At 67.5% G+C, this 22,291-nt stretch carries 20 protein-coding genes; 12 read left to right on the top strand and 8 right to left on the bottom strand.

Annotated elements, in window-relative coordinates:
• Window positions 1–145: 145 nt before the first annotated feature.
• From trmA to OEL49_RS05630, 10 genes are all read left to right on the top strand, one after another.
• Complete coding sequence (gene trmA, locus OEL49_RS05675) at window positions 146–1,234, top strand: tRNA (uridine(54)-C5)-methyltransferase TrmA (protein WP_287874192.1); 1,089 nt, start codon at window positions 146–148, stop codon at window positions 1,232–1,234.
• Between the two features lie 458 nt (window positions 1,235–1,692).
• Window positions 1,693–3,255 carry an ABC transporter substrate-binding protein gene (locus tag OEL49_RS05670; protein ID WP_287874191.1) on the top strand — a complete coding sequence of 521 codons (1,563 nt, stop codon included), beginning with the start codon at window positions 1,693–1,695 and terminating at the stop codon, window positions 3,253–3,255.
• A 47-nt stretch (window positions 3,256–3,302) separates the two neighbouring features.
• The gene (locus tag OEL49_RS05665) at window positions 3,303–4,271 is read left to right on the top strand and encodes an ABC transporter permease (protein ID WP_287874190.1); all 969 of its coding nucleotides are present in this window, start codon (window positions 3,303–3,305) and stop codon (window positions 4,269–4,271) included.
• A complete protein-coding gene (locus OEL49_RS05660) occupies window positions 4,268–5,224 on the top strand; it encodes an ABC transporter permease (RefSeq protein ID WP_287874189.1) in 957 nt (318 codons plus the stop codon). Before OEL49_RS05665 ends, OEL49_RS05660 begins: the two co-directional genes overlap by 4 nt.
• A gap of 56 nt (window positions 5,225–5,280) precedes the next feature.
• On the top strand, window positions 5,281–6,165 hold the full coding sequence (locus OEL49_RS05655) for a hypothetical protein (protein ID WP_287874188.1): 885 nt from the start codon (window positions 5,281–5,283) through the stop codon (window positions 6,163–6,165).
• 95 nt (window positions 6,166–6,260) lie between these two features.
• Window positions 6,261–6,644: a hypothetical protein gene (locus OEL49_RS05650; protein WP_287874187.1), complete on the top strand. Its 384-nt coding sequence runs from the start codon at window positions 6,261–6,263 to the stop codon at window positions 6,642–6,644.
• A 260-nt stretch (window positions 6,645–6,904) separates the two neighbouring features.
• Window positions 6,905–9,085 carry a catalase/peroxidase HPI gene (gene katG, locus OEL49_RS05645; RefSeq protein WP_287874186.1) on the top strand — a complete coding sequence of 727 codons (2,181 nt, stop codon included), beginning with the start codon at window positions 6,905–6,907 and terminating at the stop codon, window positions 9,083–9,085.
• Window positions 9,086–9,393: 308 nt separating this feature from the next.
• On the top strand, window positions 9,394–9,672 hold the full coding sequence (locus tag OEL49_RS05640) for a hypothetical protein (RefSeq protein WP_287874185.1): 279 nt from the start codon (window positions 9,394–9,396) through the stop codon (window positions 9,670–9,672).
• Between the two features lie 90 nt (window positions 9,673–9,762).
• Window positions 9,763–10,488, top strand: a complete 726-nt coding sequence (locus OEL49_RS05635; protein ID WP_287874184.1) for a hypothetical protein — start codon at window positions 9,763–9,765, stop codon at window positions 10,486–10,488.
• A 167-nt stretch (window positions 10,489–10,655) separates the two neighbouring features.
• The gene (locus OEL49_RS05630; RefSeq protein ID WP_287874183.1) at window positions 10,656–11,930 is read left to right on the top strand and encodes an MFS transporter; all 1,275 of its coding nucleotides are present in this window, start codon (window positions 10,656–10,658) and stop codon (window positions 11,928–11,930) included.
• Here the strand turns inward: OEL49_RS05630 and OEL49_RS05625 are convergent.
• On the bottom strand, window positions 11,850–12,893 hold the full coding sequence (locus OEL49_RS05625) for a YeiH family protein (RefSeq protein WP_287874182.1): 1,044 nt from the start codon (window positions 12,891–12,893) through the stop codon (window positions 11,850–11,852). The genes OEL49_RS05630 and OEL49_RS05625 overlap by 81 nt on opposite strands.
• 95 nt (window positions 12,894–12,988) lie before the next feature.
• On the opposite strand from OEL49_RS05625, the gene OEL49_RS05620 reads away from it, so the two are divergent.
• Together OEL49_RS05620 and adhP are read left to right on the top strand one after the other, a co-directional pair.
• Window positions 12,989–13,864, top strand: a complete 876-nt coding sequence (locus tag OEL49_RS05620; protein WP_287874181.1) for a LysR substrate-binding domain-containing protein — start codon at window positions 12,989–12,991, stop codon at window positions 13,862–13,864.
• Between the two features lie 70 nt (window positions 13,865–13,934).
• Window positions 13,935–14,957: an alcohol dehydrogenase AdhP gene (gene adhP / locus OEL49_RS05615; RefSeq protein WP_287874180.1), complete on the top strand. Its 1,023-nt coding sequence runs from the start codon at window positions 13,935–13,937 to the stop codon at window positions 14,955–14,957.
• A 75-nt stretch (window positions 14,958–15,032) separates the two neighbouring features.
• On the opposite strand, the gene OEL49_RS05610 is transcribed toward adhP, so the two are convergent.
• The 7 genes from OEL49_RS05610 to zapE all read right to left on the bottom strand — a co-directional run bounded on the left by OEL49_RS05610 (window position 15,033) and on the right by zapE (window position 22,180).
• On the bottom strand, window positions 15,033–15,536 hold the full coding sequence (locus tag OEL49_RS05610; protein WP_235832431.1) for a NuoB/complex I 20 kDa subunit family protein: 504 nt from the start codon (window positions 15,534–15,536) through the stop codon (window positions 15,033–15,035).
• Between the two features lie 51 nt (window positions 15,537–15,587).
• A complete protein-coding gene (locus tag OEL49_RS05605; protein WP_287874179.1) occupies window positions 15,588–16,472 on the bottom strand; it encodes a helix-turn-helix domain-containing protein in 885 nt (294 codons plus the stop codon).
• 221 nt (window positions 16,473–16,693) lie between these two features.
• Window positions 16,694–16,843 (bottom strand): hypothetical protein, encoded by a 150-nt coding sequence (locus OEL49_RS05600; RefSeq protein WP_205230254.1) that lies wholly within the window; start codon window positions 16,841–16,843, stop codon window positions 16,694–16,696.
• 182 nt (window positions 16,844–17,025) lie between these two features.
• On the bottom strand, window positions 17,026–17,502 hold the full coding sequence (locus tag OEL49_RS05595) for a YbaN family protein (RefSeq protein ID WP_205230253.1): 477 nt from the start codon (window positions 17,500–17,502) through the stop codon (window positions 17,026–17,028).
• A 4-nt stretch (window positions 17,503–17,506) separates the two neighbouring features.
• Window positions 17,507–20,032 carry a Lon protease family protein gene (locus OEL49_RS05590; RefSeq protein WP_287874178.1) on the bottom strand — a complete coding sequence of 842 codons (2,526 nt, stop codon included), beginning with the start codon at window positions 20,030–20,032 and terminating at the stop codon, window positions 17,507–17,509.
• A 58-nt stretch (window positions 20,033–20,090) separates the two neighbouring features.
• On the bottom strand, window positions 20,091–20,996 hold the full coding sequence (locus tag OEL49_RS05585; RefSeq protein WP_287874177.1) for a secretin N-terminal domain-containing protein: 906 nt from the start codon (window positions 20,994–20,996) through the stop codon (window positions 20,091–20,093).
• 68 nt (window positions 20,997–21,064) lie between these two features.
• Window positions 21,065–22,180 (bottom strand): cell division protein ZapE, encoded by a 1,116-nt coding sequence (zapE, locus tag OEL49_RS05580; RefSeq protein ID WP_287874176.1) that lies wholly within the window; start codon window positions 22,178–22,180, stop codon window positions 21,065–21,067.
• Window positions 22,181–22,291: the final 111 nt, after the last annotated feature.

The raw sequence follows: 22,291 nt of genomic DNA, 5'->3' as shown, positions 1-22,291 counted from the left end.
CCCCCGCCGCCCCGGCACAAAATCCTGAAAGGCCCCGGCGAGTTGTGTATATTGCGGCTGCGCCGGCCCGCCCGACCCGAACACCCACCCGGTCACGCCCCCTGTCATGCCGCCGGCGCACCGTGACTGCCGCCCTGCCAAGACCATGCCGCTACGCAAAATCAACCCCGCCGCCTACGACGCCCTGCTGGCCGAAAAGATCGCCCGCTACCGGGCCGACTTCGCCCCCTTCGATCTGCCCGAGCCCCACATCGCCCGCTCCGCCCCCCTGCACTACCGGCTGCGGGCCGAGTTCCAGATCGTCCGCCGCGAGGGCCAGGTGGCCTACGCCATGTTCAACCCGGACAATCCCCGGGAAGCGGTGCCCCTGGAAACCTTCCCCGTGGCCTCCGCCACCATCTGCGAGATGATGCCGCGGCTGCGGGACGAACTGCAGGCCAGCGAACTGCTCAAGGACTACCTGTTCCGCGTGGACTTCCTCTCCACCCTGAGCGGCGAACTGCTGGTGACCCTGGTGTACAAGCGGCCCCTGCGCCCCCTGTGGGAAGCGGCCGCCCGGGACCTGGCGCAGCGGCTCAACATCCAGCTCATCGGCCGCAGCCGCGGGCAGAAACTGGTCCTGGGCCGGGACTGGGTCGAGGAAAGCTTCGAACTGGAAGGCCGCCAGCTGCGCTACCAGCAGATCGAGGGCGCCTTCTCCCAGCCCAACGGCGAGGTAAACCGGCAGATGCTGGCCTGGGCCTGTGCCCAGGCCGACACCCTGGGCGGCGACCTGCTGGAGCTGTATTGCGGCAACGGCAATTTCACCATCGCCCTGGCGCCCCACTACGAGCGGGTGCTGGCCACGGAAATGAGCAAGACCTCGGTCCATGCCGCCCAGTACAACCTGGAAGCCAACCGGGTGGAAAACGTCAAGGTGGTGCGCATTTCCGCCGAGGAATTCAGCGAAGCCTACAGCGGCACCAAGGAATTCACCCGCCTGGCCGGCATCGACCTGAAGGGCTACCGCTTCTCCACCGTCTTCGTGGACCCGCCCCGGGCCGGCCTGGACGACGGCACCCTGGCACTGGTGCGGGGCTTCGACCACATCCTCTACATCTCCTGCAACCCGGAGACCCTCAAGGCCAACGTGGCGGCCCTGCACGACACCCACCGCATCGCCGCGGCCGCAGCCTTCGACCAGTTCCCCTACACCGACCACCTGGAGTGCGGCCTGCTGCTGAGCCGCCGCTGACACCCGGCCTGCCGGCGCCCCTGCCGGCAGCCGGCTCCGGGCGGGGCGGAATGCTTTTATGGCATGCCCTGGGAGGCAGGCAGGACGCCATTCTTCAGCCACGACAGGCCGGAATGTCCGTCCCTACTTGCTTCCAGGCCGATAGTCTGGAAGCAGCAACCCCGGGACTGGCGCCCGTGTTGTTTTCCCATCTATCTCGCCCGCTTTGCTGCCGCCTTCCCCGCCAGCCAGCCGGTCCCTTTCATCCGCCGCACCTTGCCCCCACACCCGGCAGCGCCCGGCGACTGTCGCCTTCCACCACTTACCACCGCCGGCTGATGCCGCAGCAACGCCGCTCCGCGATGGCCGCCGTCCTTTCCCCCAGCCGCCGGCCTCGGTAGACTGGCGCCTCCATGGCCCCATCATTCCGTTGTCGGCCTCATCCAACGCGCTTCATTCCTACGCCCCGAAGAAACCCCATGGCCCGTCGTCTGCTGCTGTTCCTCCTGCTTCCCCTGCTGCTCCTCGCCAGCCCGGCCCTGCGGGCGGCCGGACTCAGCGTGGGCCTGGCCGCCGACGTTTCCTCCCTGGACCCCCACTACCTCAACGCCGCCCCCAACATCGCCGTGGCCAGCCACTTCTTCGAGACCCTGGTGGCGGTGGACAAGGACGGCCAGCTGGTGCCCGGCCTGGCCCAGTCCTGGCAGGCCATCAATCCCACCACCTGGGAGTTCAAGCTGCGCCCCGGGGTGAAATTCCACGACGGCAGCCCCCTCACGGCGGAGGACGTGGTCTTCTCCCTGGAGCGCCCCGCCAGCCTCACCCAGAGCCCGGGCCCCTTCACCGGCTTCACCAGGGCCATCAGCGGCAAGAAGGTGGTGGACGCCCACACCCTGCGCCTGACCACGGCCCAGCCCTACGGCCCCCTGCCCCTGGACCTGGCCTCCATTTTCATCGTCTCGAAGAAGACCGCGGCCAAGGCAACGACGGATGACTTCAACAGCGGCAAGGCCCTGGTGGGCACCGGCCCCTTCCGCCTGGTCAAGTTCCGCCGCGGCGAGGCGGTGGAACTGGCCCGTTTCGACGGCTACTGGGGCGAGAAGCCCGCGTGGGATACGCTCACCCTGCGCATCCTGCCGGCGGATGCCGCCCGCCTCGCCGCCCTGCTGGCGGGCCAGGTGGACATGATCGAAGGCGTGCCCGGCACCGATGTGGCCAGGCTGAAGAAGGACGCCCGCTTCCGCTTGGAGCAGCGCGTCTCCTGGCGCACCCTGTTCCTGCAACTGGACCTCTTCCGCGACGCCTCGCCCTTCGTCACCGACCTGGCCGGCAAGCCCCTGGCAAAGAATCCCCTGAAAGACCTCAAGGTGCGCCAGGCCCTCTCCCGGGCCATCAACCGGGAGGCCCTCGCCGCCCGCACCCTGGACGGCCTCGGCGTGCCCGCCAGCCGCCTGGTGGCGCCGGGCATTCCCGGCCACGGCCAGCAGCCGGCGGCGGAGCCCTACGATCCCGAAGGGGCCAAGCGCCTGCTGGCCGAAGCGGGCTACCCCCAGGGCTTCGCCCTGACCCTGCACGGCCCCAACAACCGCTACCTCAACGACGAACAGATCCTGCAGACCCTGGCCCAGTTCTTCGGCCGCATCGGGGTCAAGACCAAGGTGGAAACCCTGCCCCTGGCCGCCTATTTCGGCCGTCTGCGCCATGCCGATTTCAGCGCCGCCCTGCTCGGCTGGGGCTCCCTCTCCGGCGACTTCGCCCTGCGCACCCTGCTCGGCACCCCGGACGAGAAGAGCGGCTGGGGCGCCTGGAACTGGGGCCGCTTCAGCGACGCCCGGGTGGATGCGGACATCCGCAGCGCCCTGGCCAGCACCGACCCGGCCCGCCGCAGCCGTGCCGCCGAGACGGCCATGGATCAGGCCATGCAGCAATTGCCGGTAATCCCCCTGCACCATCAGGTCGCCACCTGGGCCCTGCGCGCGGGCCTCGCCTACCCGGCCCGCATCGACGAATTCACCTTCGCCGCCCAGGTGCGGCCCCGCTAGGCCGGCAGGCACGCCGAGCTGCCCCAACCCCGGACGAGACCCGCACCGTGACCTTCATCCTCCGCCGTCTGCTGCACGGGGCCTGGGTCCTGCTGGCGGTCTCCGCCCTGGTCTTCGCCGCCCTCTACGTGGTGGGCAACCCGGTGGAACTGCTGGTGGATCCCCAGGCCGACCCGGCGGACACGGCCCGCACCATCGCCGCCCTGGGCCTGGACCAGCCCCTCTGGCGCCAGTACCTGACCTTCCTCGGCAACGCCGCCCGGGGCGACCTGGGCACCTCCTTCATCCACGGCGTGCCGGCCCTCTCCCTGATTCTGGAACGCCTGCCGGCCACCCTGGAACTGGCCGCGAGCGCCCTCCTCCTGGCCCTGCTGCTGGGCATTCCCCTGGGCCTGTGGGCCGGCCTCCGGCCGACCTCCCTCGCCGGCCGCCTCATCGGTGCCGCCTCCACCCTGGGCTTCGCCCTGCCCGCCTTCTGGGTCGGGCTGATGCTGATCCTGGTCTTCGCCGTGCAACTGCAATGGCTGCCGCCGGGGGGCCGGGGCGAGACCCGGGAAGTGCTGGGCCTGTCCCTGTCGGTTTTCACCCTGGACGGCTGGCGGCACCTGCTGCTGCCGGCCCTCAACCTAGCCCTCTACAAGGCCGCCCTGGTGGTGCGCCTGGTGCGGGCCGGCAGCAGGGAAGCCCTGGCCCAGGACTACGTGCGCTTCGCCCGGGCCAAGGGCCTGACGGAAAGCCGGGTGGTGACGGGCCATGTGCTGCCCAACACCCTCATTCCCGTGGTCACCGTGCTGGGCATGGAACTGGGGGCCCTGATCGCCTTCGCCGTGGTCACCGAGACGGTGTTCGGCTGGCCCGGCATGGGCAAGCTGCTGATGGACGCCATCAACGCCCTGGATCGCCCCGTGGTGGTGGCCTACCTGCTCTTCGCTGCCGCCCTTTTCGTGGTCCTCAACCTGCTGGTGGAACTGCTCTATGGCTGGCTCGACCCCCGGGTGCGGGAGGGGCGGCAATGAGCGAGTCCCGTCCCGATTCCACTCCCATTTCCACTTCCGCTGGCGGCGGCGTTGCGGCCCGCACTCTGGCCCGCCTCGCGGGGTGCCGCTCTAGCACTTTCCTCGCCCGTTTCGCCGCCAACCCCGCCGGCAAGCTGGCCCTGCTCCTGCTCGCCCTGACCCTGCTGGCTGCCTTCGCCGGCCCCTTCCTGGCGCCCCAGAACCCCTACGACCCGGCGGCCCTGGACATCCTGGACGCCCGCCTGCCCCCGGGCAGCGCCGCCGCAGCCGGCGGCACCTATCTCCTGGGCAGCGACGAACAGGGTCGGGACCTGCTCTCGGCCATGGTCTACGGCCTGCGCCTGAGCCTCTTGGTGGCGGGCACCGGTACCGGCCTGGCCTGCCTCCTGGGGGCCGCCCTGGGCCTGACCGCCGGCTACTTCGGCGGCCGCTGGGAGCGGCTGGTGCTGGCCCTGGCCGACCTGCAGCTGTCCTTCCCCGCCCTGCTCATCGCCCTGGCCCTGCTGGCCCTATCCGGCCCGGGCCTGCCCAAGGTGGCCCTGGCCCTGGCCGCCTCCCAATGGGCCTACTTCGCCCGCAGCGCCCGGGCCGCCGCCCTGGTGGAATCGGGCAAGGACTACATGGCCGCCGCCCGCCTGCAGGGCCTCTCCCACGCCCGCCTGCTGTGGCGCCATCTGCTGCCCAACTGCCTGCCGCCCCTCTTGGTGATCCTGCCCCTGCAGCTGGCCGCCGCCATTTCCCTGGAAGCCACCCTTTCCTTCCTCGGCCTGGGGGCCCCGGCCACCGAGCCCTCCCTCGGCCGCCTCATCGCCAACGGCTTTGCCTACCTGCTCTCGGGCCAGTACTGGATCAGCCTCTATCCGGGCCTGCTTTTGACCCTGGCGGTCACCGCCATCACCCTGGCCGCCGACCGGCTGGCCGCGGTGCTGGACCCGCGCCGGCAGGTGGACTGACAATCGCACTCTGCCCCAGGCCCTGCACACCAACCGCCTTCCAACCGATATCCGCCATGCGACTGATCGACCAACTGCAACGCCTCTACTGCCTGCCCCAACAGCGCGGCCACGTCCTGCCTCCGGGCGCGGCCGTCACCGCCCCGGCCCGCCGCCTCGCCGCCGCCGACCTGGAACGGGCCCCGGCCGGCGAGGCCGCCATCGCCCTGCACCTGACCAGCCCGGAAGGCTACGCCCGGGCCCTGGTCATCGAATTTGCCCGCAGCGCCCACTGGCCCCAGGCCGCCGCCCTCTGCCAGGCCCTCACCGAGGAGCTGGAACTGCCGGCCCCGGCCGTGGCCGTCGGCGGTCCGGCGGGCTACCAGCTGTGGCTGTCCCTGGCCGAGCCCCAGCCCGTTGCCGCGCTGCATGCCTTCCTCCAGGCCCTGGTGCACAAGTATCTGGCCGACGTGCCCGCCGCCGCCCGGCGCTGCTACCCGGTCGACGGTGGCGAGGGCAACGACTGCCCCCACCTGCCTCCGGCCCGGCTGGCCAACGAGGGCTGGAGCGCCTTCATCGACCCCACCATGGGCGCCATGTTCGCCGACGAGACCTGGCTGCCCATGGCCCCCAACGCCGACAAGCAGGCGGACATGCTGGCCGCCCTGAAAAGCATCAGCACCACGGATTTCCAACGGGCCCTGGCACAACTGCAGGCGGAGTCCGCTGCGGCCGTGGCTAACGAGCCGCTGGCCGAACCGCCCGCACAGCCAACAGCCAAGCCATTCTCCACGGCACCTGCCGCGACAGCCGCGTCCCTGGCCGCTCCCAGCCTGGGCAGCCAGTTCAGCGATCCCCGGGACTTTCTCCTGGCGGTGATGAACGACGCCGGCGCCAGCACCGAGCAGCGCATCGAGGCGGCCAAGGCCCTGCTCCCCTATTTCCACGGACCCAAGCGCTGAACGGAGCCACCGCGCCGGACGGCGCCCGCTTCTACCACCACTCTCCCACTACTCCCCCACCACTTTCCATTCCCTCCACTCCGCCGGAGCCAGCCATGAGCACCTTCACCAAAGTCACCCTGTATACCGATCACGACGGCTACGCCCGCTTCCGCGAGGAAGAAGTGCCCCTCAGCGAAGGCACGCCCCAGGCCATGCTCTCCGCCCTCACCCCGGCCAAGGCCTGCCAGTTCCGCCAGAGCCCGGTGGGTTTCCGCAGCCAGTTCCACTGCACCACCGAAGAACAGTGGCTGTTCGTGCTCGGCGGCGAAATGAAGATCGGCCTGCAGGACGGCAGCAGCCGCAACTTCAAGGCCGGCGAGCATTTTTATTCCGCCGACACCCTGCCCGCCGGCGCCACCTTCGATCCCAAGGTGCACGGCCACTGGAGCTGCCAGGTGGGCGACGAGCCCCTGGTGACCCTGTTCGTCAAGGTATAAGGCCGACTCCCGGCCATCCCGTGGCGGCCCTGATGCCGCCGCTTGCAGACGCCAAAACGGCCGCAGCAATGCGGCCGTTTTCTTTTTGGGCGGCGGACTATACTGCCCGGACAGGTCGGCCCGGGCAGTCGCTTTTTCCGCCATCCTTCACCATAGTCATTGGCTATTTCGAATATTCAATTAATCAATTTTAATAATTACAACCGATTCACTAGACTGCCTCATATCCGATCATCAACGGTTCACCCAAGGAGGAAAAAATGGCAAACGACACGAATCAAACCAAGCCCGCCGGCCAATGCCCGGTCATGCACGGTGCCCAGACCAGCGCCGGCAGCCAGACCATGCAATGGTGGCCCAAGGCCCTGAACCTGGACATCCTGCACCAGCACGATGCCAAGACCAATCCCATGGGTGCCGGCTTCAACTACCGTGAAGAACTGAAGAAGCTGGATGTGGCTGCCCTGAAGAATGACCTCAAGGCCCTCATGACCGACAGCCAGCCCTGGTGGCCGGCCGACTGGGGCCACTACGGCGGCCTCATGATCCGCATGGCCTGGCACTCCGCCGGCACCTACCGCATCGCCGACGGCCGGGGCGGCGCCGGCACCGGCAACCAGCGCTTCGCCCCCCTCAATTCCTGGCCCGACAACGCCAACCTGGACAAGGCCCGCCGCCTGCTCTGGCCGATCAAGAAAAAGTACGGCAACAAGATCAGCTGGGCCGACCTGATGATCCTGGCCGGCAACATGGCCTATGAATCCATGGGTCTGAAGACCTTCGGCTTCGCCTTCGGCCGCGAAGACATCTGGCATCCGGAAAAAGACATCTACTGGGGTTCCGAGAAGGAATGGCTGGCCCCCACCGGCGCCGAAGGCAGCCGCTATTCCGGCGAGCGGGACCTGGAAAACCCCCTGGCCGCCGTCATGATGGGCCTCATCTATGTGAATCCCGAAGGCGTGGACGGCAAGCCCGATCCCTTGAAGACCGCCCGGGACATGCGCACCACCTTTGCCCGCATGGCCATGAACGATGAAGAAACCGTGGCCCTCACCGCCGGCGGCCACACCGTCGGCAAGGCCCACGGCAACGGCAGCGCCGCCAACCTGGGCCCCGCCCCGGAAGCGGCGGAGCTGGAAGAACAGGGCCTGGGCTGGAACAACCACAGCAGCCGCGGCATCGGCCGCGACACCGTGACCAGCGGCATCGAAGGCGCCTGGACCACCAACCCCACCCAGTGGGACAACGGCTACTTCAAGCTGCTGCTCGGCTACGACTGGTGGCTGCAGAAGTCCCCCGCCGGCGCCCACCAGTGGGAGCCCATCAACATCAAGGAAGAAGACATGCCGGTGGATGTGGAAGACCCCAGCATCCGCTGCAAGCCCATCATGACCGACGCCGACATGGCCCTCAAGTTCGACCCGGAATACCGCAAGATCGCCGAGCGCTTCCGCGACGACCAGGCCTATTTCTCGGAGACCTTCGCCCGGGCCTGGTTCAAGCTGACCCACCGGGACATGGGCCCCAAGGCCCGCTACTTCGGCCCGGACGTGCCCCAGGAAGACCTCATCTGGCAGGACCCGATCCCCGCCGGCCGCCGGGACTACGACGTGGCCGCGGTGAAGGCCAAGATCGCCGCCGCCGGCCTCTCCGTCGGCGAGATGGTGGCCACCGCCTGGGACAGCGCCCGCACCTACCGGGGCTCCGACAAGCGGGGCGGCGCCAACGGCGCCCGCATCCGCCTGGCGCCGCAGAAGGACTGGGAAGGCAACGAACCGGCCCGCCTGGCCAAGGTACTGGCGGTCTATGAAAAGATCGCCACTGAGACCGGCGCCAGCATCGCCGACGTCATCGTCCTGGCCGGCAATGTGGGCGTGGAACAGGCCGCCAAGGCCGCTGGCTTCCCGGTCGACGTGCCCTTCGCCCCGGGCCGTGGCGATGCCACCCAGGCCATGACCGACGTGGAATCCTTCGAGGTGCTCGAACCCCTGGCCGATGGCTTCCGCAACTGGCAGAAGACCCACTACGTGGTGACGCCGGAAGAGATGATGCTCGACAAGGCCCAACTGCTGCGCCTCACCGCCAGCGAGATGACCGTGTTGGTCGGCGGCCTGCGCGTTCTCGGCGCCAACCACGGTGGCAGCCAGCACGGCGTGTTCACCGAGCGGATCGGCGTGCTCTCCAACGACTTCTTCGTCAATCTGACCGACATGGCCTACACCTGGAAACCCACGGGCCGCAACAGCTACGCCATCGTCGATCGCCACAGCGGCGCCACCAAGTTCACCGCCACCCGGGCCGACCTGGTCTTCGGCTCCAACTCGGTCCTGCGCGCCTACGCCGAGGTCTACGCCCAGGACGACAACCAGGAAAAGTTCGTCCGCGACTTCATCGCCGCCTGGACCAAGGTGATGAACGCCGACCGCTTCGATCTCAACTGAAGCACCAACCCCGCCGCCGCCCGCCTGGGTGGCCGGTGGGTGCTCTAACCCAAGGCCCGGCGGCGTTGCCCCGGGCCTTTTTCATGTGCAAGCAGTCGCAAGGCTTGCTCGCATGACATTTGGCTTAACGACTGGCAAAATGACCGCGACATTGAACGAGTGCCGCGTATGACTACCATCTATCCCCTCGAATATTGCCGCCGATTTAGTTCTGACTTATGTGGCGTTCTACCAGCTGTATGGCAGTTTTACCATCTAACTATTTACTAGCCACTCCATTTTTATCTCATCATCATACGGAGTCCCGCATGTCAGACAAAGACATTTTTGCTTGGCTTTCTGGTCAGCTTCGAGGAATGCTCGACCTTTGCCTAGCCATCGCGACAACTCACCCAAACCCAAAAGCTTTACGAAAAATTTTTGAAAAAATATCGACCGAGACTGCTGAAGAAATTGAGGCTGGTGGACTCCCTGAAAATTATCAGAAGGGTTTAAGGAATATTTCATCAGAAGTATCAAAGGCTTTAGCCGCTCTTGATGCAACCGATCAATTTGAAGCTATACCACCGCAAGGTGCTGCTCATTAATGTCGCCCAATACTTACCTTCATTCCATCGCCACGGAACCCATCGCTCCGAAGGGATGCTATGCATAAGAATGGAGCAGTGGGCCCTCGCATGAATGCTCATCTCGAAAGTAAAGCTCGTTTTGCATCGTTAGTTGAACCGTTGCTTACACAAGACGGTCTTCTTCCCTGCAAGAACATCACCGTTAGCAAGCATGGGGAACGCCACAATCTATTCTTAGCAGGCGACAACCTCCCACTATTTCCCGCACCTTTTAACCTAATGACTGCAAACTATCTTGCTAGTCATGCATCACTGTGGGAACTGGCGGCTCTCCGGGTAACTTACTACTCTCCCATATGCGGCAGCGCACCTATATTCGGCGTACCTTTTCGAAAGGCAGTCAACATAGCACTGAGCAAGGGGCTGATGCGAAGCAAGTTTTATTTTCCGAAGCGCATGGAGAATGGGCACTACGAAACCCTACTGATGCAGCTCGACAAAACGAATGATTCGAGTGGAGAGTTGCTACAGCTTCAAACATGGCAGTACACCCCAGGTACTCGACATGCTCACTATCTTCATGCCCTATCGCATGACTTCAAGACCCACGTTTGTCACCTTGATGGAGCAATGATCGAGTTCTCAGATGAAGACCTTGAATTGTTTCTTCAGAAGTCGAGAAAGGTTAAAGGCGACAGCTACGAGAAGTTTTTCCGACTAGATGGAATGATTGAGGTCGAACATATGCACAATCTCGCAAAAACCTTCTTCATGACAGATGATCTGTATGACGAGGCATTTGAAGTTGCTGACTTGAGCTCACCGTATACTTAACCCTGCAGTCGAACAGGACAGTCAATAAGAGCTTTGCTTGTTGGTTCCACGTTCCAACGATTCGGCTATCCATTCTTGGTCGCTAGCTCCTCCCGCTTTACCATTCGTCACAACCTCCCCCGCCCCTTTTCGTTAGCATGTCGGGCACGCTCCCCTGACGCCCCGCCATGCCTGCCTTTCTCCGCGCCCTCAATTCCCGCAATTACCGGCTCTATTTCGTCGGCCAGCTGATTTCCCTGGCAGGGACGTGGATGCAGCAGATCGCCATGGCCTGGCTGGCCTACCGGCTTTCCAATTCGGCTTTCGTGCTGGGCAGCGTGGGCTTTGCCAGCCAGATTCCCATCCTCTTTTTTTCCGCCTTCGCCGGGGTGTGGAGCGACCGGGTAGACCGGCGGCGCCTGCTTCTGCTGAGCCAGAGCCTTTCCATGGTGCAGGCCCTGGTGCTGGCGGTGCTGGCCTGGATGGAGTGGATCACGCCGGGGCTGCTGATTTTCATGGCCCTCTGCCTGGGCTGCATCAATGCCCTGGACGTGCCGGCGCGGCAGGCCATCGCGGTGCAGCTGGTGGACGACAAGGAGGACCTGCCCAACGCCATCGCCCTCAATTCCTTCCTCATGAACTCAGCCCGCTTCGTCGGCCCGGCCCTGGCGGGGTATCTGGTGGTGCTGATGGGGGAGGCGGTGTGCTTCCTGCTCAATGCCCTTTCCTACCTGGCGGTGCTGCTGGCTCTCTCGGCCATCCGCCTGCCGGCCCAGGGCCCCAGTCGGCCGGCGCCGGCCCTGGATGCGCTGAAGGAGGGCATCCGCTATGTGCGCGGGCATGGCCCGATCCGGCGTTCCCTGCTGCTGGTCTCCTGCATCAGCTTCCTGGCCACCCCCTATGCGGTGATGATGCCCCTCTTCGCCAAGGAGATTTTCGGCGGCGACGCGGGCACCTTCGGCCTGCTCATGGGCTGCGCCGGCGCCGGCTCCCTGGTGGCCAGCTTCTTCCTCGCCAGCCGGCGCGACACGGGCGGCCTGGAAGGCAAGGTGGCCCTGGCCGCCCCAGCGGTGGGGGCCGCCCTCACCTGCTTCGCCCTCAGCCCCTCCCAGCAGGTGGCCTACCCCATCATCATGAGCATCGGCTTTTGCGTCATCATCACCATCGCCGGCAGCAACACCCTGATCCAGACCCGGGTGAACAACGCTTACCGGGGCCGGGTCATGGCCATCTTCTCCATGGCCTTCCTCGGCATCGCCCCCCTGGGCAGCTTCATCGTCGGCAGCGTTGCCCATCAGGTGGGCATCCGCCCCACCCTGGCGGCCTGCGGCCTGCTGACCCTGGCGGCGGGGCTGGTTTACCGCCGCCTGACCCGGGCCGCCTCAGCCCAGGAGCCAGTTGAGCAGGCCGCCGCCGAGCACCAGATGGACAAAGAGGGCGGCACCCAGCAGCAGCGGCCGTAGGCCGGCCCGGCCCATGCGGGCCAGGGTGGTCTCCAGGCCCAGGGCGGCCATGGCGGCCGTTAGCAGCACCATGCCGCACTGGCGCAGGGCCGCCACCGCCCCTTCGGGCAGCAGTTGCAGGGAATTGACCCCGGCCAGCAGGATGAAGGCCACGGCAAACCAGGGCACCGCCACCGAACTGCGGCGGGACGCCCCCTCCGCCTCGGCCCCGCCCCGCCGCGCCAGATAGGCGCCGAGCAGGAGCAGGAAGGGCACCAGCAGCAGCACCCGGATCATTTTCACCACCACCGCACCACGGGCCACCTCCGGCCCCAGGGCATCGCCGATGGCCACCACCTGGGCCACTTCATGCACGGTGGAGCCGACGTAGCGGCCGAAGTCCAGATGCTGGGGGCCGATCCAGGCATACAGCAGGGGATAGAGGCCCATGGCCAGGGTGCCGAAGAGCACCACCGTGCCCACCGCCACCGCCGTCTTTTCCGCCGTGCGGGCTTCGTCCAGGCGCAGCACGGGCACCGTCGCCACCACCGCCGCGGCGCCGCAGATGGCGCTGCCGGCGGCAGTAAGCAGGGCCGTCTCCCGGTCCAGGCCGAGCAGGCGGATGCCGATGAAACAGCCCAGGGCCAGAGTGGAAGCCACCAGCAGCACGTCCGCCAGCAGACCGGCGCTGCCCACGGCGACGATCTGCTGCCAGGAGAGGTTGAAGCCGTAAAGGGCCACCCCGGCCCGCAGCAGGTTGCGCTGGGCCAGCCCCAGGCCGGCGCGGCGGGCGCCCTGGGCCAGGGCCGGCCAGCCGTTGCCGAGCACGGCGCCGATGAGGATGGCCAGGGTCAGGGAACTGGCGCCGTAGCGCACCAGGCCGGCGCCCTGGGCCAGTCCCAGGGCCGCCACGCTGATGGCGGCCGCCAGGGCCAGGCCGGGAATCCACTGCCTCCACTGTCTCCACTGCCGCAGGTTTGCCATGAATTTCTTTCTCGAAAACGAACCTGGCGAACATTAGCCCCCGCTCATACAATAGGTAAAACCGATAATTCTTATTCAATACATCAGCCAAGCCGATGAGAATCACCCTGCGCCAGCTGGAAGTCTTCGCCGCCGTGGCCAGCCACGGCCACGTCACCCGGGCCGCAGAGGCGGTGGCCCTGACCCAGTCCGCCGCCAGCATGGCCCTGGCGGACCTGGAGCGGCAGCTCTCGGTGCAGCTCTTCGACCGGGTGGGGCGCCAGCTGCTACTCAACGAGGCGGGCCGGCAGCTGCTGCCCCGGGCCCAGCAGGTGCTGGACCAGGTGCGGGAGATCGAGGCCGGTGCCGCCGGGTCCGCCGCCTTCGACCTGCACCTGGGGGCCAGCCTGACCATCGGCAACCACCTGCTGCCGCCCCTGGTGGCGGAACTGCAGCGGCGCCATCCCCAGGGCCGGGTGCGCCTCTCCCTGCACAACACGGAACAGGTGCGGGCCGACCTGCTGGCCTTCCGCATCGACCTGGGCTTCGTCGAAGGGCCGGTGCAGGAGCCCCGCCTGCGGCGCTTTTCCTGGCGCCCGGACCGGCTCCAGGTCTTTGCCCCGGCGGGCCACCCCCTGGCCGGCGGCACCGCCACGCCGGCGGACCTGGCCGGGGCCGGCTGGGTGCTGCGGGAGCGGGGCTCGGGCACCCGGGAGGTGTTCGACCGGGCCCTGGCCAACGCCACCCTGACGCCCCGGGTGGCCCTGGAACTGGAACAGCCGGAGGCCATCCGCCAGTGCGTGCGGGCCGGCCTGGGCCTGGGCTGCCTTTCCCGCCTGGAGCTGGAGGATGCCTTCCAGGCCGGCTGGCTGGCCCCGGTGGCAGCCCCTTTCCTCAACCTGGAGCGGGACCTGCAGGTGCTGGTCCATGCCGACCGGCACCTGAGCCCCGGGCTCCTGGCGGTGCTGGCCCTGTGCGGCATCGAGATTTGACCCGCATCAGAAAACCGGCGGCGCCAAGGCCTATGATGGAGACATCGTCCATCCATTGAGGAGAAGCGTCATGGCCCAGATGATGAAAGCCGCCGTCGTCCACGAATTCGGCAAGCCCCTGGTGATCGAGGAAGTGCCCGTGCCCGAGGTGCCGCCAGGGCAGGTGCTGGTCAAGGTGGTGGCCTCCGGGGTCTGCCACACCGACCTCCACGCCGCCGACGGCGACTGGCCGGTGAAGCCTTCCCTGCCCTTCATCCCCGGCCATGAGGGGGTCGGCTACGTGGCCGCCGTCGGCGCCGGCGTCACCCACGTCAAGGAAGGGGACCGGGTCGGCGTCCCCTGGCTGCACACCGCCTGCGGCCATTGCGAACACTGCATCACCGGCTGGGAAACCCTCTGCGATTCCCAGCAGATGACCGGCTACACGGTGAACGGCGGCTATGCCGAATACGTGCTGGCCGATCCGGGCTATGTCGGCAAGCTGCCCGACACCCTGGAATTCGCCCCCGCCGCCCCGGTGCTGTGCGCCGGCGTCACGGTGTACAAGGGCCTCAAGGTGCTCGAATGCAAGCCCGGCGATTGGGTCGCCATCTCCGGCATCGGCGGCCTCGGCCACATGGCGGTGCAGTACGCCAAGGCCATGGGCTTCCACGTCATCGCCGTCGATGTGGCGGACGAAAAGCTGGCCCTGGCCAAGACCCTGGGCGCCGACGTCACCCTCAACGCGGCCCAGGTGGACCCGGTGGCGGAAATCCAGAAGCAGATCAAGGGCGCCCACGGCATCCTGGTCACCGCCGTCTCCCGCAGTGCTTTCAGCCAGGCCCTGGGCATGCTGCACAAGCGCGGCACCATGTCCCTGGTGGGCCTGCCCCCCGGCGACTTCGGCCTGCCCATTTTCGACGTGGTGCTCAACGCCAAGACCGTGCGCGGCTCCATCGTCGGCACCCGCAAGGACCTGGAAGAAGCCCTTGCCTTTGCCGGCGAAGGCAAGGTGAAGACCCACTACAGCACCGACAAGATCGAGAACATCAACGACATCTTCGGCCGCATGAAGGCCGGCCACATCGACGGCCGCATCGTGCTCAACATCTAGCCGCGCCAGTACCAGGGCAACTGCTGCCAGGCCGGCTCCCCGGAGCCGGCCTTTTTCATGGCCGCCCGGGCCGCCCTAGGCGCCTTTCGTTGCCTCCGCGGCCCGCGCCTCCTCGGCCCGGTGGATGAGGCGCTTGCGCCGCTGCACCAGGTTCTGCAGCTGGGTCAGGCCGTAGAGCAGGGCCTCGGCGGTGGGCGGGCAGCCGGGGATGTAGATGTCCACCGGAATGATGCGGTCGCAGCCCCGCACCACGGAGTAGGAGTAGTGGTAGAAGCCGCCGCCGTTGGCGCAGGAGCCCATGGAGATGACGTAGCGGGGCTCGGCCATCTGGTCGTAGAGCTTGCGCAGGGCCGGGGCCATCTTGTTGGTGACGGTGCCGGCGACGATCATCAGGTCCGCCTGGCGCGGGCTGGCCCGGGGCATCATGCCGAAGCGGTCCATGTCGTAGCGGGAGGCGGCGGCGTGGATCATTTCCACGGCACAGCAGGCGAGGCCGAAACTGAGATACCAGAGGCTGTTGCTGCGCACCGCTTCGGTCAGGGTGTCGACCTGGGTCAGCAGATAGCCGTCGCCGTACAGGGTGGGAGCGTGTTGCACCGTTTTCTCCAGACAAGGGAAACGGTGGCCAGTCTAGGCGGGGGAAAAGAGTCCGGCTTGTACGGAGTCGACATCGTCGGGCAGGAAGAGGTCGCGGAAGTCCCGCTGCCCCAGGCGGTACCACCAGTATCCGGGAGCCCCATCGGCGACGGCGCGCAGCAGCTCCCCCGGGGAGGCGCCGGCCATGTCCCGGTAATCCCGGTCCATGTGGGCCTGGTCGTAGTAGCCGAAGTCCTGGGCGATGCGGGTCAATTCGCCCCGCCGGGGCGGCTGGGCCTGGAGACGGGCCAGGGAGAAGCCGAAGCGGGCCACCCGCCGCAGCTCCCGCAGATTGGCGCCGTAACCGTGGGCCACCCGCCGTTCCAGCTGGCGCAGGCCGATGCCCAGGTGGGCGGCGATCTGGCCGGCGGGAGAAAACAGGTGGGTGGAGGCGCCCAGCAGGTCGGCCAGCCGCGCCGGGTCGCGCCGCGGACGCAGGCAGCGGCGCAGCAGGCCCTGCACCGCCGCGACCCAGTCGGCCGGGGAGTCGCTGGCATCCACCGTTTCCAGCATCTGCCGCACCAGCAGGGGCGGCAGCACTTCATCCAGGGGCACGATGCGGTCCCGCAGCTCGCCGACGCCGGGCCCCAGGGCTTCGGCCATGACGCCGGGGCGGAACATGACGGAAAGGAAGACGCTGCCCGGCGCCGCCCGGGACTCCCGGGGGCCCAGATAGGGCCCCGTCAGGCTGGCACGGGGCACGGCCCGGCAGCTGCCGTCGGCCAGGGGCTGCGCCGCACCGCCCCGGGCGAACAGCAGCAGGCCGGGGCTGAGGGCCGAGGGCAGACGGGAGAGACAGCCGTCCAGGGGCATCACCAGGATGTGGTAGATCCAGGGAGCCAGTTCCGGATGGGGCGCCACCACCAGGGGCATAACCATGGGCCGAACCTTCATGCAAAGGGAATTTCCCGCCAGTCTAGCGCAGCCGCCGGCCGATGAAAAAAGTGGCACCGGGGATAGCCGGCCGGGACCGGCCCCGGCCGTGCCTGTCAGCGGCACCGCCTCCAGGCATGGCCACCTTGCCGGCCACCCCACGGCACCACCTGGAGAGGCTTATCTGGCGCGGCTTCTGGCGGCGCCATGGGGCCGCGGGGACGGCCTCAGGGGGCCGGCTGGGGGTGGGGCATGGGCCGCGCGGCGCGACGCGGTCTGGCGGGGCGGAACGAGAGGGCGGCCGGCCGGTTCCCCCACACCGCATCGGCCCACAGCCGGGTGAAGATGCAACGGGCTTCTTCGATCATCCGGGTCATGGCTGGCTCCTTCACGGTGGTGGCATCAAACGTGAATCCACCTTAGCAAGGGGCGGCGGCACAAGCCAATTGAATCGGGAAATAGTCCTTATAGCCGGCCTGCATCGCCGGCCTGTGGGCCTGCCCACACGCCCCCTGCAGGAGGGAAAGCACGATCCGCCGGCCCTGGCGGCCCACGGCACTCAGGCCCCCGGCCGGTCCCGGGAGGGAAGGCGCCACAGCCACAGGCACATGAAAAGGCCGAACGCGCCCAGGCCGGCCTGGGCCCAGGGATTTTTCACCACCAGCAGGATGGAGGTGGAAAAGGTCAGGGCCATCAGCAGCACTCCGGCCCGCTTGGCCCGGTAGGGAATGGCCCGGTGCCGCCGCCATTCCAGAATGGGCGGGCCGAACAGGCGATGGCCGGTGAGCCAGCGGTAGAAACGCAGGGACGCCCGGGCGTAGCAGGCGGCAGCCAGCAGCATGAAGGGCGTGGTCGGCAGCAGGGGCAGGAACAGGCCCACCACCCCCAGCACGACGCACAGGCTGCCGGCGGCGATGAGCAGGCCCCGCACCAGAGGCGAGGCATGTTCCACCACCTCGGCGGCGGCCTGCAGTTCCGCCGGGGTGACCGCACCCTCTGCCACCAGGGGCTCCATCCCCTGCCCCGGATCGCCCATGGGCTCAGGCCTCCCCTGCCCCGCGCTCCCCGTGGCCGGCCACGTCTTCCACCGGCTCCTTGCCCGGCTTGGGCTTGGCCGGGCTTTCCTTGGCCTTGCTCCTGCGCGGCGCCTTGGGCTTTTCCGGCGGGCCGTGGCGCTGCTGGGCCAGTTCCATGAGCTGGGTGGCCACCTTGCCGCTGACGCTGTCCGGCGCCACCTCGCCCTTGGCATCGGGAGTGCCCGCCGGCAGGCCGGTGAGCAGGGCCATGGCCTCATCCACATGGCGCACGGCGAAGACGTGGAAGTCGCCGCGGCGCACCGCCGCCACCACGTCGGCACGCAGCATGAGGTGGGAGACGTTGGCGGCGGGAATGATCACCCCCTGCTTGCCGGTCAGGCCCCGGGCCTGGCAGATGTCGAAGAAGCCTTCGATCTTCTCATTGACGGCGCCGATGGGCTGGACCTGGCCCAGCTGGTTGAGGGAGCCGGTCATGGCCAGGGACTGGTGCAGGGGCAGCATGCCGATGGCCGACAGCAGGGCGCACAGCTCGGCCAGAGAGGCGCTGTCCCCGTCCACCTCGCCATAGGACTGCTCGAAGACCAGGCTGGCATTGACCGAGAGGGGCGCCAGGCGGCCGAAGCGGTTGGAGAGGAAGCCGGAGAGGATGAGCATGCCCTTGCTGTGCAGGGGGCCGCCCAGTTCCGTTTCCCGTTCGATGTCCATGACGTCGCCGTCGCCCATGCGCACCGCGGCGGTGACCCGCATGGGGTGGGCAAAGGTCAGCTCGCCCATGTCAATGGCGGCAAGGCCGTTGATCTGCCCGATTTCCATGCCCTCGGTGGCGATCATGAATTCGCCGTTGAGGATGGCCTCCTGCTGCCGCTCCCGCACCCGGTCGGCGCGCCGTACCTGGGCCGCCAGGGCCCGCTCCAGATGCTGGCGGTCGATGTCGGGGGCGCCGTCCTTCTCCGCCATCCAGTCCGCCTCCCGCAGCAGGTCGGCCAGCACCCGGGTGCGGGTGGTGAGCTTGCGCGAATCCTCGGCCAGGCGGGCCGCCCGTTCGATGGTCCAGGCCGTGGCGGCCCGGGTCAGGGCCCGCAGCTGGTCGCGGCGGGCCAGGGTGGCCAGCAGGCGGGCGTAGAGCAGCGCATTCTCCGGGCCCCGCACCACGTCGTTTTCCAGGTCCGCCGCCACCTTGAACAGAGCGCCGAATTCCGGGTCCATTTCCGAGAGCAGGTAGTAGGTGTTGCGATCGCCCACCAGCACCACCTTCACGTCCAGGGGCATGGGCTCCGGCTCGAGCTGCTGGGTGCTCTGCAGGCCGAAGAGGTCCTCCGGCGATTCCAGGCGCAGGCGCTCGGCCTGCAGGGCCCGCTTGAGTCCTTCCCAGGCGTAGGGCTGGGTCAGCAGCTTGCCCGCATCCAGCACCAGGGCGCCACCATTGGCCCGGTGCAGGGCGCCGGCCCGGATCAGGGTGAAGTTGGAAACCCACATGCCCATGTGGGCGGTGTGTTCCACCCGGCCCAGCAGGTTCTGGAAGGTGGGCAGGCTCTCGCACACCACCGGCCGGCCGCTGGTGCCGCTGTTGTCCACCAGCAGATTGACCAGGTAGCGCTGCAGGGAAATGCTGCCGGAGAAGAGCAGGGTTTCCATCTCCCCCTCGCCCTTCTGGGATTCCCGCAGGTTGTCGCCGGTTTCCACCACGTCGTGCAGCACCGCGTCGAGGAAGGCGCTCACCTCCGCGAGGTCGGCATAGGCGGGCTTGAGTTCTTCGATCTCGTGGCCCACGGCCAGGCGCAGGGCCTCCCGGGAAATGTCCTTGACCTTGGCCTGCAGCTCCCGCTGCCAGCGGGGGAACTGGCTGACCAGGTCCTGCAGGCGCGGCTCGTAGGATTCGATGATGGCGTCCAGCTCCTCCTGGCGCTCCTTGGGCAGGGCGTCGTACTCCTCCTCACTCATGGTCTCGTCCTCGCTCTTGGCGGGGACGAAGGTGAAGCCTTCCTCGGTGGACAGCAGGGCCACTCCCTTGCTCATGGCCTCCCGGCCCAGGGTGCGCAGGGCCGTGTCCTCCCGCTTCTTGGCCTCGCTCTCCAGGGCATTGAGGCGGCGCCGGTAGTCGTCGCTCTCGAAGGCGGCGGTGAGGGCCGGGGCCAGGCCGGAGACGAAGTTCTGCATGTCCTCCCGCAGCTTGCTGCCGCGGCCGGCGGGCAGCCTCAGCAGGCGCGGCCGGGTCGGCTCCTGGAAGTTGTGCACATAGCACCAGTCCCAGGCGGCATCGCCGTTGCCGCGATGGCGGAACTGGGTGTCCAGCACCCGGTGCACCAGGGCGTGGCGGCCGCTGCCCGGCTCGCCGAGGACGAACAGGTTGTAGCCGTGGCGGGGAATGTCGAGACCGAAGCTCAAGGCCTCCACCGCCCGGGGGTGGGCGAATTCCTCGGCCAGATCGTCCAGTTCGGCGGTGGTGGCGAATTCCAGCAGGCTCTCGGGACAGGGCGTGAACAGGCGCTCCGGAGGCAGGCGGCAGGGATGTTGGCGAAAATCGGTCATGTTCTTCTTGGTTGTTGTGTTCCGCCGCCGGGGCTGCGGAAAAAAAGGAAAGCCGGGACTACTTGATCTCTTCCACCAGCAGCCAGACGGTCCGGTTGTCGCGTACGTCCTGGGTGGACAGGGTGCTGTTGGCCCGGTCGCGTCCGCTCGATTCCTGGCCCATGCCGCCGAGGGCGATCCACTCGCCCAGGCGGCCGGAGACGGTGGTGCTGAGGCGCTGGATATTGGCACTGCCGGGGCCGTAGCTGCCCGGGGTGTCGTTCTGGGGGCTGATTTCCAGGGTCACCCGATCCCCCGCCAGATGGGGCTCGGCATAGAAGCCCTGGCCCAGGTCCCGGTACACCGTGCTCTCGGTCACCACCACGCCATTGGGACCGAGCACGGCCTGGCGCAGGGGCACCGGCACGGACTGGCCCATCTGGATGAAGGCCCGGCCCCCTTCCATCACCTGCACCATCTGCCCGGCGGAACTGCTGCGGGTGCTGCGGGTGTCCACGATCTCCGTGGTCACGCTGGAGCCGCCCCGCTGGATCTGCACGCTGCCGCCGCCGCTATGGCCGAGGCTGCCGCTGCCGTTGAGGGTGCCGGCGGCCCCGGGGGACTGGATGATGCGCACATTGCCGCCCAGGCCCACGTTGCCGGAGACGCCCACGTCCCGGCCCCGGCTGTCCAGGTCCCGGTTCTGGGTGACCCGAATGCGCAGCATGCGCGGCGGCGTGTCGATGGAGGCCAGCACCTGCTTCAGCTGCTCCCGGTTGCGCCGGCTGCCCTTGATGATGAGCTGGTTGTTCATGCCCGACACCGCGCCGCCCGGCTCCACCAGGGGCTGCAGTACCGGCAGCACCTGGTCCACGGTGCGGCTCTTGAGGGGCACAATCTCCACTTCCTGCTGGGCCCAGGCCATGGAGAACATCCCCAGGAACAGGCCCAGGGCGAGCAACGGAACCAGCAGCAGACGCTTCACGGCAGACCTCCAATGATCGGCACGGCAGGAAAGGGGCGGCACCAGTGTCGCCCCGCCCTCCCGAAAACTCAAGCCAGATGGGGCAAGGCCAGGTAGTCCCGGGAACGCATTTCCACCAGGCGGCTGACGGTGCGGAAAAACTCGCCGGCGTGGGTGCCCTCGGTGTACAGCCCTTCCGGCTCGCACTCGGCGGTGGCAATGAATTTAACCTTGGCGTCGTAGAAGATATCCACCAGCCAGGTGAAGCGCCGGGCCATGTCGCGCTGGGTGGAATTCATGCGGGGCAGACGGGAGACCAGCACCGTGTGATAGGCCCGGGCCAGCTCCAGGTAATCGTTCTGGGAACGGGGACCGTCGCACAGGGCCTGGAAGTCGAACCACACCACCCCGGCGGAACGGCGCAGCACCGGAATCTCCCGGCCCAGCACCTCGATGCTGCCGCCGGCCTGCCCTTCCCCGCCGGCCAGCTCCCGGAAGTAGTCGGCCATCTTGGCTTCCGCCGCGTCGTCGGCCGGATAGTGGTAGATCTCCACCTGCTCCAGGGTACGCAGGCGGTAGTCGATGCCCGCCTCCACCTGCACCACGTCCAACTGCTGCTTGAGCAAGGCGATGGTGGGCAGGAAGTTCTGCCGCTGCAGGCCGTTGGGGTAGAGGTTCTCCGGCGGGTAGTTGGAGGTCATCACCAGCACCACCCCCTTGGCAAAGAGCTTCTCCAGCAGCCGCCCCAGGATCATGGCATCGGCGATGTCGGAAACGTGGAACTCGTCGAAGCACAGCACCCGGGTCTCGGCAGTAATGCGCCCGGCCAGGATGGCCAGGGGATCGGTCTCACCCTTGAGGCTTTCCAGGTCCTTGTGCACCTGCTGCATGAAGCCGTGGAAGTGAATGCGCTTCTTGCGCTTGTAGGGCACGGAATCGTAGAAGCAGTCCATGAGGAAGCTCTTGCCCCGCCCCACCCCACCCCAGAAATAGACGCCCCGGGGCACTTCCAGGCGGGAATTGAACATCTTGTAGAGCTTGTTGCGCCGCGCCGCCTTGAAGGCCACCAGCTCGTAATAGAGCTTCTGCAGCCGCTCGGCTGCCGCCTTCTGGGCCGCATCGGCAGTGAATCCACGGGAGGCCAGCAGGGCCTCATAGGCATCGAGCATGCCGCGCTCGGGAACATTGAGAGTACGGTGGGGCATGGGGAATCCGTCGGGAGCACCGGGGGTGCGATGTTGTTATGGCCAAACTTCTAAAAATTGGCCTAGGTGTAATTTTAAAGCAATAGCCCAATAACGTCCTATGCGCCACGA

Source organism: Azospira sp. (assembly GCF_030247495.1).
Taxonomy (GTDB): domain Bacteria; phylum Pseudomonadota; class Gammaproteobacteria; order Burkholderiales; family Rhodocyclaceae; genus Azospira; species Azospira oryzae.
This window is presented reverse-complemented; position numbering and strand designations above follow the sequence as displayed.